This is a genomic window from Mesorhizobium sp. WSM4807, from assembly GCF_055811615.1.
On the sequence record NZ_JBVVQY010000057.1, the window covers coordinates 1 to 14,622 of the forward strand.

Annotated in this window: 6 protein-coding genes and 2 pseudogenes; 4 read left to right on the plus strand and 4 right to left on the minus strand. The window is 57.8% G+C overall.

Translation table 11 applies throughout. From position 1 onward, the window contains the following. The first annotated feature begins 1,227 nt into the window (after positions 1-1,227). The 3 genes and pseudogenes from AC0L3N_RS32555 (at position 1,228) to AC0L3N_RS32565 (ending at position 4,588) form a co-directional block, all read left to right on the plus strand. A complete protein-coding gene (locus tag AC0L3N_RS32555) occupies positions 1,228-2,883 on the plus strand; it encodes an MFS transporter (protein ID WP_473551687.1) in 1,656 nt (551 codons plus the stop codon). Between the two features lie 302 nt (positions 2,884-3,185). Continuing rightward, positions 3,186-3,404: pseudogene (locus tag AC0L3N_RS32560) on the plus strand (GntR family transcriptional regulator); the annotation flags it as partial. A 152-nt stretch (positions 3,405-3,556) separates the two neighbouring features. After that, positions 3,557-4,588, plus strand: a complete 1,032-nt coding sequence (locus tag AC0L3N_RS32565; protein ID WP_473551694.1) for an IS110 family RNA-guided transposase — start codon at positions 3,557-3,559, stop codon at positions 4,586-4,588. A 460-nt stretch (positions 4,589-5,048) separates the two neighbouring features. On the opposite strand, the pseudogene AC0L3N_RS32570 reads toward AC0L3N_RS32565, so the two are convergent. From AC0L3N_RS32570 to AC0L3N_RS32580, 3 genes and pseudogenes are all read right to left on the minus strand, one after another. Continuing rightward, positions 5,049-5,339: pseudogene (locus tag AC0L3N_RS32570) on the minus strand (transposase); the annotation flags it as partial. Then, positions 5,320-5,475 carry a hypothetical protein gene (locus AC0L3N_RS32575; protein WP_473551688.1) on the minus strand — a complete coding sequence of 52 codons (156 nt, stop codon included), beginning with the start codon at positions 5,473-5,475 and terminating at the stop codon, positions 5,320-5,322. The pseudogene AC0L3N_RS32570 and the gene AC0L3N_RS32575, both read right to left, overlap by 20 nt. Before the next feature lie 166 nt (positions 5,476-5,641). Then, positions 5,642-6,418, minus strand: a complete 777-nt coding sequence (locus AC0L3N_RS32580; protein ID WP_473551690.1) for a 4'-phosphopantetheinyl transferase family protein — start codon at positions 6,416-6,418, stop codon at positions 5,642-5,644. A 327-nt stretch (positions 6,419-6,745) separates the two neighbouring features. Between AC0L3N_RS32580 and AC0L3N_RS32585 the strand changes: the two genes are divergently transcribed. Next, positions 6,746-13,813: a hybrid non-ribosomal peptide synthetase/type I polyketide synthase gene (locus AC0L3N_RS32585; protein WP_473551691.1), complete on the plus strand. Its 7,068-nt coding sequence runs from the start codon at positions 6,746-6,748 to the stop codon at positions 13,811-13,813. A gap of 182 nt (positions 13,814-13,995) precedes the next feature. Here the strand turns inward: AC0L3N_RS32585 and AC0L3N_RS32590 are convergent, their stop codons facing one another. After that, positions 13,996-14,343, minus strand: coding sequence for a hypothetical protein (locus tag AC0L3N_RS32590; RefSeq protein WP_473551693.1), 348 nt, complete (start codon positions 14,341-14,343; stop codon positions 13,996-13,998). Positions 14,344-14,622 lie beyond the last annotated feature (279 nt).

Genomic DNA, 14,622 nt, shown 5'->3' on the forward strand with positions numbered 1-14,622 from the left:
GGAACCCGAGGGCCCGAGGAGCGAGAGGAACTCTCCCGGCTTCACATCGACGGATACATCCTCGACTGCCGTGACCGATCCGTAGCGCTTCGCGATTTTGCGGACGGTGACTCTTTCACCTTTCATTGTGCTCCCACTCTGGTTTGTTGCTTGAACTCACATCGGGCTGACGTCCACCAAGGTCTCACGCCGATCCCGATCCGATACGGTCTCTGCCGTTTTATGCGGTCATGCTAAACACAGGGAGGTCGAGCACCAAGCCCGTGCAGATTATGATCTGGCCCTATTGGTTATGCCGGAGGGGTCTTCGATTCTCACCACCGGAGGTTATCCCGCAATCCAGGCGCCGTTCCAGCGCTCCAAAATGTTGACCTTGTTTTCGCCCTGCCATTTACGGTCGACTGAGATCACACCATTAGAGGACGGCGCCTCGGTACCCTTGGTAAAGCACGCGAGCAGACTTGGCTACGGCAACAGCCTTGATCGCTTTGGCGAAATTAAACTGCACTCGCGGGTTTGCAAAGTACCCAGCTGGGAACTTGATCGCATTTCTCTGTTCGGGGGCACCCTTGAGCACCGACCACCGCCCTCATTGAGGGTAGTGCCTAGCTTCCCGGAGCGCCCTCCTCCCGGGGGAACGACAGTCTCGTCACCAAGATCTGGCCGACAGCAACTTCACCTTCGCACAGCGCGCGCTGAATCTGGTCACCCGCAGTTCCACCGCAGGCCAACCAGTGGCTTGATCTCGTCGAGCTTCCGAAGGCGCGATGAAGACGAGGGGAAACAGCTTACCCTTGAGCACGCCGTCGGCGACGGGGCACCGACGAGCACGCGCCGGGCGTGCCGAAGTTCTGCAGGTGCCCGTTCCCGGGGGAACTCCGTCATATTCCAAATGCCAGCCCAGATTGGGTGTCCTGCCTCGGGGAAGATGGGCGTGTTGACCGCGTAGTGTGGTGCCGATGGCCGGCAGGACGCCAAGCTGGGCCATTGCTACTCGACCGTCATCATCATCATAACGATAGCAAGATTCTCATAACGCGACAGGGATAGCGCTGTGTGCGCACTCGATCTTACCGTCTCGTGCTGATTTTTCTATTCGACACCCTTGGGTGAGTCGTCGAACACCACGTGCGCTGGCAACAAGAAACGCTAGACCTGCCCAAGGCTATAGCGTTGGCGAGATGCGAGTGCCCGCGCTCGACAGAACGAAGGCGAGGCTCGGGAGCAATGAGCAGGGTGGCGGACGCAAATGAGTATCCATTTTCGCCAGCGACGTTTGCACCGCTCAGGAACCCGACGTTTCGTTCGATCTGGCTCGCCACGCAGGTTTCGAGTCTCGGCTGGCTAATGCAGACTGTCGCCATCAGCTGGCTGATGGCAACGATCTCGACTTCCGATCTGATGGTCGCTCTGGTGCATGCTTCATCGAACCTGCCCGCGTTCATTTTATCTGTCTTCGCCGGGGCCATCGCTGACAACTACAGTCGTCGAAGGGTCATGTTCGCCGGCCGGTGCCTTATGGCAACAGCATCTGCAATGCTGACAGCGTCTGTGGCGCTGGGCTTTGTCGACCCGTGGATGATCCTCGGCTTCAGTTTTTTGGTCGCATGCGGCGCAGCTCTCAACGATCCCGCCTGGCAAGCCTCGGTTGGCGATATCGTGGCCCGACGCGACGTTCCCGCTGCCGTCACCCTCCTCTCCGTCGGCTTCAACACAGTCCGGACCGTGGGCCCGGCACTCGGCGGCATGGTGGTTGCCTCGTTCGGGCTTCTGACGGCTCTCGCCGTGACCACACTCAGCTACCTAGTACCTCTGGGGACGATATGGCGCTGCAAGTGGAAAGTTCGCTCCTCATCTCTTCCGCGTGAGTCGATGAGGACGGCGATCTTTGACGGGCTGCGCTTCACGGCGATGTCTTCCGAGATCAAGGCTGTGACCGCCCGCGGAACTCTATTTGGCTTGGCAAGTATCGCCATACTCGCGCTGCTGCCCCTGATCGTCCGCGATCAGCTGGCGGGAGGACCCCTCGCCTATGGCACGCTCATGGCCGGCTTCGGAACCGGCGCTGTCTTCGGCGGCGTTTGCAATGGCATGTTCAGACGGAGCTTGCCGCAAGAACGGTTGATAACGCTCGCCTGCGTCGCCTGCGCGGCATGCTCCCTCTCCCTGGCGCTGACCTCCTCGCTTGTTGTGGCGGCAATTGCACTTGCCTTGGGGGGTGCGGGTTGCGTCACCGCCTGGTCCGAGCTTGGCGTGAGCGTGCAGCTGGCGAGCCCGCGCTGGGTCGTAGGTCGCACCATCTCGATCTACTATGCTTTAGTAGATGGCGGCATCGCGGCGGGCAGTTGGGTGTGGGGCACGGTGACCCAAAACTATTCTCTGACCGTGGCGCTGGAGGGCTCGGCTGCAGCCCTGCTGCTGGTCGCTGCAGCCGGTTTTCTGTTTCCTATTCGCGAGCGTCGCGAGTCCGAGCCCGATCCTTTGGAGGAATTCAACGCCCCGGAAGTTGCGCTTGATCTGAAGCCGAGAAGCGGTCCCATCGTTGTCAAGGTTGAGTATCTAATACCCGAGGAAAATGTCGAGGCTTTCCTGGATCTCATGCGCGAACGTCGGCACGTGCAGAGCCGCGTCGGTGCTCGGCATTGGACTCTCCAACGCAACCTTCAGGAGCCGTCGCAATGGACAGAAACATTCCGAACGCCGACTTGGACAGACTACCTTCGCCTCAACCATCGCCTCACGACTGCGGATAAGCAGCTGGAGGAGCGTGTCCTCCAGTTGCATGCGCGAGAGCATCCGCCTCAAGTGACGCTTTCGATCGAACGATCGACAAGCCCGACCCGCAAGTCCGAACGATTGATCCCGCTCTTTCCTCGCCATTGAAGCGATCATACATCGTCCTCCCTTACCATTCCCATATCGCTAGCAACCGAGACTATATCTGGCCTCAGATAGTTGGTGGCGACGAATGTGGACGATCCTGCTAGTCCGGTGATTGGGATGATAAGCGGCGCCGAAGAACAACAGGGCTGTGATCGAGCAGTTAAAGGAGCTCAAAATACGCTACGACCAATCTTGGCCGATAGGCGGAGGTCACATTAGCGATGCCGACCCCGAGAGCGACGACTGCGACTCTGTACAGCAGCGCCCATCGACGCCCTGCGGCCGCAAATTATCTATAAAATATCACGACGAAGGACACGCTCCCTGCCCGCATCGCCCTGACCCTCACCGAACGGATTGTTTCTGGTCAGTTGGAGCCGGGCGCGCGCCTGCGCCAGGATCACATCGCCGAGGAGGAGGGAGCCACGTACCGCTGCGCGAGGCCTATGGCTGCCTCGAGGCTCAAGGTCTCGCCCTCGGCGAACCGCGGCGCGGTGCGCGTTGCTTCCTTCGATCTTGAAGTCGGGTCTGGTCCTCGTCAAGTGCATTTGCGAGGATGGGCTGAATGACCCTTTGTGTGGACATCGGGTAATCGCGGCGGCGATCTGATTTCCCGATAACGCCGCGATCCGGGCACGTGGCCCGGTGGTTTCGGTTTATCGGAGGAAGAGCAATGACCCACTCTGTAGGTTTGGACGTATCCCAGAAGTCAACGGCGATTTGTGTGGTCGATGCCACCGGCGCAAGGATCTGGCGCGGTATTTGCGCGTCGAGCCCCGATCAGATCGAGGCTGCGGTTCGACGCCATGCAGGTGATGATGCCAAGGTCGGTGTTGAGACAGGGGCGATAACGCCGTGGCTGGTCCATGAACTCCGAAATCGAGGTCTCGAAGTGATTTGTCTCGACGCTAGGCACGCCCGTGCTGCGCTGAAGATGCAGATCAACAAGACCGATCAGAACGATGCCGAAGGGCTTGCTAATATCGTGCGCACCGATTGGTACCGCGCTGTGCATGTGAAGTCGCTCGACGCGCATCGCGCCCGTGCATTGTTAGGGGCACGGGCGCAACTCGTCGGCATGGCGACAAGGCCGTCGAACCACATCCGTGGAATTCTGAAGACTTTTGGCGTTTTACCAGGCGGCGTTCGCGGGATGAGATTCGACCGTCGTGTTGAAATTCAACTCATTGAACGCCCCGATCTGCAGCCGATCATGGCCCCGATCCTGGCCACTTGGCGCCATCTGCGCGAACAGATTACCGCATTCGATAAGGCAATCCGGGCAATCGTGAGGGAGAGCCCCGCCTGCCGTCTGCTGATGAGCACGCCAGGCATTGGTCCCCTGACCGTGCTGGCGGATGTGAGCACAATCGAAGAACCTGGCCGCTTCTCCAGCTCCCGGGCGGTTGGGGCGCATTTCGGCCTTACCCCGCGACAATATCAATCCGGCGAGATCGACCGCAGCGGTCGCATATCAAGGTGCGGCGATGGGCTGGCGCGAACGCTCATGTATGAAGCGGCGGTGGTCATTCTCACGCGGGTGAAGCGCTGGTCCGGCTTGAAGGACTGGGCGCTGGCGATCGCCCGTCGATCCGGTGCCGGCAAGGCGCGCGTTGCACTCGCCCGCAAGCTCACCGTCAGCCTTCACAGCATCTGGCGTTCGGGCGAGCCGTTTCATTGGTCCGCACAAATCACCCCGGCATGAGGCTCGGTCCAACTGCTCGAATACGCCGGCAGGCGTGATGGACTGCCCTGCGGGGCGAAGCGACTGCGTCGCGAGCCGATGGGAAAGCCTGCGACGGCTTAACCCGCTATGAACCTTGCAGCGCCTGCGCTTCGAACCAGATGTTGCGGCGGCAAAGCCGACCGCGGAGAGAACCGTGACCCTGACGGGCAGCAGTCACACATTGACAACGGAAGCGCGATTAGAGAACCGGCTGCCTTTCGCAAATGAGGCGTGCAGGGATAGCGGAAGTCGCTCATATTTATCCGGCCTACCTGATCGGCTCGCCGGCCGTTGCCTTGATGGGGAAATTCGCACGCACCATCGGTCTCATTAGCGGACAGGTTGGCGAGCAACCAAAAGGGTCATCAGACTCTGGGTGCGTTCATCGATCCGTTCCATGCTTTTCCTCAGTCGCGAAAATTTGGGCGAGGTGCGGACGTCAGATGGCCGTGACCTCGTGACAGTGGATGTCGAATGGCTTGTCGTTGCGCAGCACGCTCCAGGCGATCCTCGCCAGCTTGTCGGCGAGCGCCGTGGCGAGCTTGTTGCGGTGAAGCCGCGGGGCTGCGTTCTGCAGCCACTCACCGAAGCTGAAGCGCGGCCAGTTGTGCGGGCGCATCAGGAGGACTTTCGCCGCCTGGATGAACAGCGTCCGCAAATACCTGCTGCCTCGTTTCGAGATGCGGCCGAGGATCGGTCGACCGCCGGTGCTATACTGACGCGGCGGCAAGCGCCAGCCGTTTGATCTTCCGACGGAAGGTTATCTTCCCGTCAGCATCGAAACCGACGACGTGGAAGAGATCCTTGCCGATGTCGATGCCGATCGTCGTCAGGGCTGGCGCTGTGTTCTCTGCTTGGATTTCCATGGCTGCTTCTCCTCCTCTTCGCGGGCAACAGTCTTTGCAGACTAACCCGCCGGGGGAAGCAGCCGGTCCATCCCATTAGCAGAGTTTCGTCGGTCACCGCAGTCAGGCCCTGCGAAAGCGTATCCGTAGACAAACTGCCGGGAGGCCTTGCAGAAAGGGTGGTTACCTAGGATGCGGCCGCAGGACGGCACATCGGCCAAGCGTCCAATTGTGATGGCAGGCTGCGCATCATGATTTGTTGGGGATTATGCGATGCTAGATGCCCTACCAACTGCCCGCAGACTGGAAGCGGGGAGAGGTAATATTGCACGCCGCCAAATTGCACGGCCGGCTCATCCCAGCCCGTATGAATACCTCGTGGGTCCTGGTGGAGACCGAAGCCTGCACATTTCAGCACGGCCTCCTTGTTGGTCCAGAGTTCCAGGAACTTTCGCGCAGACAGCTCGCTGGGAAATTTTTCAAAAATTGTTGCCTCTTGGTCAGTCATAATGTGGCGAGCCAACTGGTGGCAATTTGCCAAGGGGCGCCAATGCTCAATATCTATCCCAACCAAGCTCAAGGCTGATACGGCGACGGCGGACCAATCGTAGCTATGAGACTGGCTCACTTCAACATCGTGCCCCAGCAAGCGGGGCTTGCCGAAGCGCGAAACGGTCACTTGGAGATCTCTCGGCGGGACATGCAAATGTGTAGCAAGGATGGTTCGAAAAGCAAACTTTGCCTGAAGATATGAAAGACGCAGATCTAAGTGACGAATTTTTTCTGCCCTTTCCCGCTCGACCGGGCTTAGCACTTCTCGCATCTGCAGCGTCGGGATCGTCAGCTGTGAATGCCGGAAAACCCAAACGTCGATTGTGCCGGTCTGCCTATCGGATGCATGCGTCACAGCATGTGGGCTCGCTCCACATTTCCCTTCCCTTAGCGCAACAGTCAAGTCGTTCATGCTTTAGCTGTTTACACCCTCGAACAGCCTTAGACCGTGGGAGTCGTACTGAGTCGGGAGCATTTCTACACTCCGGACGGCTCGCGACGTGTGAAGAATCATGAAGCTACTTTAACGCTTGTGAACTGACTTCATGTTCCGGGGTTATTTTTAGACTATCCATTTTACAATCCACATGCGGCGTTCATCTACCGTTCACATTTGAATAAATGTGTATTTATTAAGACTGAAGCTTCATCATGAAGTCATAATAGGTTCTTATAAGATTCACACCATTTCCGACGAAATGCGCGTAGCTTCTCCGCACAACAAGTGGCGGAGAAAGCTATGGGTTATGTCACGCGTCCGCTGTCGCATGGCCAGATGGGCCTTTGGATACATCATCAAAAACGACCGACCGGTAGCGAATACAATCTTCCAGTCGAACTGCGCATAAAGGCACGGTTCGACATTGATGCCTTGCGGCGCGCGCTTCAATCATTGATGGACCGCCATGAAATGGTGCGCACGACCTTTCACCAGGAAGGCGAGCAGGTCCTTCAGCGCATTCATGAGACAGCCCCTCTGAGCTTTCATGTCGTTCGGCTGACAGATATCGAAGAGGCGGACTTCCATCAATGTATCGCGGCGGAGGCCCGCTCGCCTTTCGATCTGGAACATGGGCCGGTGTTTCGCGCTCACCTGTTCATCTGCGGTGCCACGGAAGAGATTCTCCTCCTCAATTTCCATCACATTATTTCCGATGCCTACAGCATCCGCACCTTCCTGCACGAGTTCGGCAGGCTCTACCAGGCGTTCTGCGGCAACACGGATATGCCGGATCTGAACACTGCGGCCCATTACAGGGACTTCGTAGCCTGGCAAAAGCGCCTCCTTGCCGGCGACGACGGAGAACGCATGTGGGCGTACTGGCGCAGCCAGTTTATTGATCATGAACCTGACCTGGCCCTTCCGACAGACAGACCACGAGCTGCACTTGCCACGCATAGCGGGTCAGTTTTCTCTCTGAATATTGAGATGCCGCTGGTCACGCGCTTGGAGCGACTGGCGCACAAAGAAAAGGTAACGCTCGCCACCGTGCTGCTAGCTGCCTATTTCGTCCTGCTGCATCGTTATGGTGATCAGGACGACATCACCCTCTACGTGCCACGCCTCGGTCGTCCGGCAGGAAATTTTTCGGGGACCTTCGGCTACTTTGTGACCCTGGCGGCCCTACGGCAGGATCTTTCCGGAAATCCCATTTTCCTCGACCATTTGCGGCTGGTGCGTCGTCTGATGCGCTGCGCGCGGAGCCACGAGAATTTTCCTCTTCCCCTGCTGCTGGAGAAGCTCAAGCTCCGCCCTGCGCCTAGTCGCAATCCGCTCGCGCAAGCGGTTTTCAACTTCACTCCGGAGGCCGTGAGTTCTCTTGGCTTCACGCCATGCGATGTCGACCTCTGCGGCTTGTCTGCGCAAATCCGATTTTGCGAAACCGATATCTGGATCGATCTTGATTTTCGAATCCTGGCGGGAAAGAAAAGCCTCCGCCTCGACGTCGTATACAATGCGGATTTGTGGGATCGCAGCACCATCGAGCGGCTGGCGAAGCACTATCAGTTGTTGCTTGAGGCGATTGAAGATGCGCCAGCACGACGGATAGGCGACTATACTCTTCTAACGCCTGAGGAGGAGCACCAGCTCCTGCATGATTTTAACGAGACAGCTGCACCCTTTCCGTCCGACATTTGCCTGCACAACCTGATTGAAGCGCAGGCTGCCGCTTACCCAGACAATATCGCTGTCAGTTGCCCATCGGAGGCGCTCAGCTACGCCGCACTTGAGCAAAGGGCAAACAGGCTTGCCCGTCACCTAATTTCAAAAGGGGTCCACCTTGGAGACGTCGTCGGCGTGCTCGTCGAGCGTTCGTGCGATCTCATTGTCAGCTTTCTAGCAGTCTTGAAGGCCGGGGCCATCTACCTTCCTCTCGATCCGCGGCTCCCACCCCAGCGTCTGAGCTTCATGGTGCGGGACGCTGGCGCCACTGCAGTGATCAGCAAAGCGGAACTCAAGGAACAGGCGTTCGGGACAACCCTATCGGGACTAAACATTGAAGGTTCGAATGGATGCGCGGTGGTTCTCCTCGACAAGGACCGTACCGAAATTTCTCTGCATGAAGTTACGCGGCGCCACTGCCCCGCCGGTCCCTCCGATTTGGCTTACGTTATCTATACGTCCGGTTCCACGGGTCAGCCGAAAGGCGTGATGGTTGAACACCGCAGTGTCTGCAACATGGCGGAGGATCTAAAACGCACCTATCAGCTGGGGCCGGATTGCCGGGTATTGCAGTTCGCTTCCTGCGGATTTGATGCATCGCTGTTTGATTTTATGCTGGCGTTATCTTCTGGTGGTCGCTTGTGCCTGGCGCCCCCATCAGCGTCGCTGCCCGGAGCAGAGCTTGTCGAGTTCATGCGCCGAGAGCGCATTACTGCTGCCGGTCTTACGCCGACAGCGTGGAACTCCTTGCCGTCGACTGATCTTCCTGATCTCAAAGTGATCAAGTCAGGTGGAGAGCCCTTGGCGTCGAGCCTCATTGAGCGATGGGCTGAGAAGCGCCGCATCTTCAATTCTTATGGGCCCAGCGAAACGACCGTTTATTGCATAAGGACCGAGATGAAAACCGAGGAGCAAAGGCCTCCCATTGGGCGCCCCGCGATCAATAGCAAGGCTTACATCCTGGATCGCTATGGTAATCCGGCACCGGTTGGCGCAATTGGTGAGCTCTACATCGGGGGCGTCGGCGTAGCCCGCGGCTACGTCAATCGCGATGAACTCACGCGCGAGGTTTTCCGGCCAAACCCGTTCGATGGCGAGCCGCAATCCAGGCTCTACAGAACTGGGGATCAGGCCCGGTATCGATCAGACGGCACGATTGAGTTCCTAGGCCGGAAAGACGGACAGATCAAGATTCGCGGCATGCGAGTTGAGCTTGCCGAAATCGAGCAGTATCTGATGGAGCACGAAAAAGTCAAAGCATGCTGCGTCACGCCGACAGACGGTCCCGATGAAAATGCGAGCCTGACAGCCTACGTGGTGGGGCGACGGGACAGTTCGGAGAATACCGAGCAACTTCAGTCTTTTCTGCGCGGTGCGCTGCCTGGCTACATGGTTCCCTTACAGTTCGTGTTCCTCCAGCAGCTACCGACCAATCGTAGCGGCAAGCTCGATCGGCGCGCTCTTCCCAAGCCGAGCAACGCCCCGAAATTAAAAGCCGCAACTTTACCAACCGACAGGATGCAGACGGAACTGGCTGAGATCTGGAAGGACGTGCTGAAGCTGGACTCCGTTGGTGTTGAAGACAATTTCTTCGATGTTGGCGGACATTCCCTGGCCACCATCCAGGTTCAGGCGCGTGTTCACGATCGCTTGGGCATTGAATGCAAGATTCTGGATGTGTTCGAGCACCCGACCATAAGAACGCTCGCCGCGCACTTTGCCGCAATTCCAGCCGTTTCTCGCCCCGCTCACGATTTAACGGAACCAAATGGCATGGCCGCAAGCGAAAACGAGCCCAAACAAGACCGCAATGCCGTTGCGATCATCGGTATGGCAGGCAGGTTCCCGGGGGCGGAGAATGTCGATCAGTTCTGGAGCAATCTGGCCGATGGCGTAGAGTCAATTGCAGATCTGGATGAACAGGCATTGCGGGCAGCTGGCCTCGATCCCGAGACTTTGGGCAAGCCTAATTATGTTAGGCGCGAGGCCGTTATCAGCGGAGTTGATCTGTTTGACGCAGCGTTTTTCGGTATCTCGCCTAAGGAAGCCGCGTGGATGGACCCGCAACAGCGGATCCTGCTGGAAACGGCGTATCAGGCGCTCGACCATGCGGGATACGGATCGCGCGAGACGGCAGAAAGCCGTGTCGGTGTCTTTGCGGGCGTGGGGGCCAACCACTATCTCGCTGACCGCGAAGCAGGCCGCGACCTGCTGGATTCAGAGAAGTTGCAGATACGCATTCTTAATGGCTGCGATTTCACGGCGACGCGCATCGCGTATAAGCTCAACTTGACCGGCCCCTGCGTGTCAGTTCAGACGGCCTGCTCCACTTCGCTAGTTGCTGTCCACCTCGCTTGCCAGAGCCTGCGCAGCAATGAGAGCGATATGGCGCTGGCAGGCGGTGCATCGATTTCCCTGCCCCATGGAAAAGGCTACCTCCATCAACAAGGCCATATTTTGTCCCCTGACGGCCACTGCCGTGCGTTCGATGCTAAAGCACAAGGAACGGTGAGAGGCAGCGGAGCAGCAGTCGTCGTTCTCAAGCGGCTGAGCGATGCCTGTAGAGACGGCGATTATATCTGGGCAGTCATAAAGGGGACCGCCATCAACAATGATGGCGCTGCCAAGGTCGGGTTCAGCGCCCCCAGCGCCGACGGACAGGCTGCGGTGATCCAAGCTGCCCTCACCGATGCTGAGGTTTCTGCGGACACCATTGGTTACGTGGAGGCGCATGGTACGGGAACGTATCTTGGAGACCCCATCGAAATCTCCGGCCTGACCAAGGCCTTCCGTTCCCACACTGCGAGGAAACAATTCTGCGCAATAGGTTCGGTGAAGACAAATGTCGGCCATCTCGACGCCGCAGCGGGTGTGACTGGATTGATCAAACTTGCCACGATGCTGAATAGGGGCGTCATTCCCGCTAGCCTGCATTTCGATAAGCCCAACCCAAATATCGAGTTTCAGGAGAGCCCGATTTTCGTAAACAGGACCTCCACCGCTTGGCCCAGGGGTGGTGAGCCACGGCGCGGCGGGGTCAGCTCATTTGGCATTGGTGGCACGAATGCGCACACGATTCTCGAGGAGGCTCCGCAGCGAACCGGTGAGCAAGGCGGTCGCAGGCTGCACGTCTTTCCAGTATCGGGAGCGAGCAGGCCGGCACTGACCGAAATGCTCCGGCGATTGGCCGGCTTTATACGCCGAAGCGATATTCATCACAGCGTAGCGAACATCGCATACACCTTGCAAAAGGGTCGAGCTGCTCTGAGATATCGCTCAAGTTTCGTTGGATCCGATCTGATGGAACTAGCCGACCAACTCGATCAGGCGGCACAGCAGGCGGGCGCGTCGCGAGAGGTGTCGAGCAGTGAACACCGCATAGTATTCATGTTTTCCGGCCAGGGCGGGCAGCAGATTGGTATGTGTCGGGAGCTTTATGAAGAAGAGCCAGTATTCCGCAGCGCCATCGACGAATGCGCAAACTGGCTTAACGAGCTCGCACATATTGATTTCCGCCCCCTGCTCTACTGCGACTTCAAATCTGATAGCGAGCTTGAGCCTCAGCTGGAAGCCGTCATACAGCCTGTCATCTTTGCTACGCAATATGCAATGGCGAAGCTCTTCATCTCGTCGGGCATTTTCCCTGCAGCTGTGATAGGCCATAGCATCGGAGAATATGCAGCCGCTCATATTGCGGGCATTATCTCGTTACCCGATGCCATTCGACTGACACTAATTAGGGGACAGTTAACGTCGCGTGTGCCTGCCGGCGGCATTATTGCAGTCAGCTTGTCGCCCGAAGAGCTCCAGCCTTATTGGAACGAACGCCTTTCATTGGCGGCAATAAACGGGCCCTGTCAGTGCGTCGTTTCTGGGGCCGCATCCGAGATTGCAGCGTTTTGTGAGCAATTGCAGGCGATATCCATTGCGAGCAAACGAATACACGCAAGTCATGCCGTGCATTCATCACTGCTCGATCCAATCCTGCCGGAGTTTAGGATTCATGCAGAACAAGTCGAATTGTACGCGCCGCAAATACCTTTCATGTCGACGGTGCTCGGTGACTGGTTTGAGGCGGACGTGCCGCTTGATGGCAGCTATTGGGTCCGCAATCTGCGAGAGACGGTGCAGTTCCATCGGGCTTTCGATCGGCTGGTGGAATCGGGCCACGAGTTGTTCATCGAGATGGGGCCTGGCGCAGCCCTGACCAGGCATTCAAGGCGGTTCAAGTCAAAGAGCGACTCGCGCAGCCTCATCGCCTTAGCAGCGTTGCCAGGAAATCATGGGCAAGGCGATCGCGCGAGACTGTTACAGATATTAGGCAAGCTTTGGACATGCGGCGTTCGCATCGACTGGTCTGGTCTGCACGGCCACCAGCCCCCGCAGCGCACCCCCCTCCCCCCTTATCCCTTTGATCGCAAGCGTTACTGGCTTGATGCGGTCGCCAGCAAAGAGCGGGGACAACACGCCGAGTTGAATGAACCTGATACTGCGGCCATATCCGTCGATGCCCCGACTGGAAGCGAAGAACCGCGCAGCCCGACTGTGGTTGACACATCTGGTGAGGCGGCCTTGGACCGCCAAATCGCTGCGGTCTATCGGGACATTTTGGGCTTGGATGACGTTGCCTTGACCGACAGCTTTTTCGACCTTGGTGGCGATTCATTGAGCGCCTTAAGCGTCATCAATCGCATCGAGCAGCTTACGGGAGAGAGATTGGCTGTCTCCCGGCTGCTGGAACACCAGACACCACGAGGGCTCGCGACAACCCTGTCTAAGACCTGTGGAAGCACGGGGCCGAGCGCTCTAGTGCCGATACAAACCGGCGGTTCGCGGGCGCCACTGTTTTGCCCCCACCCTTTTGGCGGACATGTGCTCTTCTATAGGCCTCTTGCTAAAGCACTGGGCGCGGAGCAACCGCTCTTCGGCCTGCAGGCACGTGGTCTGAACGGTGAGGCAAGACCTCACCTGAGCATTCCGGAGATGGCGCAGGAATATGTTGAGGCCATCAAGAGCGTACAGCCACGCGGCCCTTATCAGCTCGTCGGCTTGTCCATGGGTGGCAGCATTGCTTGGGAAATGGCCTGCCAATTGCGCGATGCTGGGGAGGAGATAGCAATAGTTGGGCTGCTTGATGCCAAAGCGCTGCACAAGGATGAGGAGTACGCAACCGGCCGATATCATCGCTTGCTCGGCAACAGTCCCATTCCTGACTGGCTGAGCGAACAAGCGGTCCTATTGAGCTTCCTTTTTCCCGCGCTGAAGAAACATTGGCGAAAGCTGAAATCTATGAAACGGGAGCGTCAGGCTACTGCCTTGCTCGGTTTCGGAAGGCAAGCGGGCAACGTCCCCGACATGAGCGCAACGCAGTTCGACCATTTCCTGAAAGTTGCCGAGGCAAATAGAATTGCGCTGCGTGACTATTCGCCTCGGCCACACGACAGCAGGTCCGTTCTTTTTGCGGCCAAGAAGGGGCTGCGCATATCCACGAACGAGCCTAGTGGCGATCTTGGGTGGAAGCAATTCGCGCGGGGGCGCCTGGAAATTCACGAGGTGCCAGGTGACCATTACACGATGGTCGCTCCGCCTCATGTGAGCGTCCTGGCAAAAAAGCTTAATTACTACCTCAGTCGAAGCGACTAAGTGACAGCACTGGCAGCACCTCCCAAAAGCAGCTGTGAAACTGTCATCGGCTCGGGTGCCAGGCTGCCACAGGCAGAGATGTCAGCTCAAGTTATCTGATGAGTGCATGGTAATTGCTTCGCGCAGTTGGAGGTCATCAAGCGTTAAGATTCCATTTTATAAGAACGGTATGGCACAGGGGGTCACAAATCGTGGCGAATGACTCTATTACAGCTCGACTTCTGCATACGCAGGGAGTTGTCGATTCCATGCTCTGGGTGGGGGCGACTCAGTTGAAAGCCAAAGTCGTGCCCGTTCGATTCGGCTGGGGGCATTTTTGAAGCCGTGGCTTGTGGTTTTGCGAAGGGAGCGCCGAATGCGTTGGCCGCCAAGCGCTGCTTAACTTCCAGTATTCCCGGCCGGAGGCACATGCGAAGTTTGCTGAGAAGATGTACTAAGCCGTTCCCAACGAGGATGCTGCTGACTTCCTGGATCCCTGACTTCGCTGCAACGTTCATTGCGGCGCTAGAAAATTGGTCGAAGGTAATCAAGGTTGGTTCCAAATGGCTGAGGGACAATCGCGGTACAGTGACCGAGGGCTGGGCGGCGTGGTTGGCGGATAAGTCGATAAATCACGACGGCGGGAGCATTTGCTCCCGCCCAGCCCTTCTTGTGGAACTGGGCATTGCGGTCTCGAGAATTAATGCGGGCCGGCACAGATGAGAATGTCCATTTCTCCGGTTCGAGGGATTCCTGAACCGAATGTGCGGCACCGATGAGAGCGATGGCCGCCTAGGAGTTATGGCATGCACAAGAAAACCGTCGATACG

What these genes read in the sequence shown, in the direction of transcription:
- AC0L3N_RS32565 (WP_473551694.1), top strand. Translation starts at nt 3,557, where the DNA reads ATGACCCACTCTGTAGGTTTGGACGTATCCCAGAAGTCAACGGCGATT.
- AC0L3N_RS32580 (WP_473551690.1), bottom strand. Translation starts at nt 6,418, where the DNA reads ATGAACGACTTGACTGTTGCGCTAAGGGAAGGGAAATGTGGAGCGAGC.
- AC0L3N_RS32575 (WP_473551688.1), bottom strand. Translation starts at nt 5,475, where the DNA reads ATGGAAATCCAAGCAGAGAACACAGCGCCAGCCCTGACGACGATCGGC.
- AC0L3N_RS32585 (WP_473551691.1), top strand. Translation starts at nt 6,746, where the DNA reads ATGGGTTATGTCACGCGTCCGCTGTCGCATGGCCAGATGGGCCTTTGG.
- AC0L3N_RS32555 (WP_473551687.1), top strand. Translation starts at nt 1,228, where the DNA reads ATGAGCAGGGTGGCGGACGCAAATGAGTATCCATTTTCGCCAGCGACG.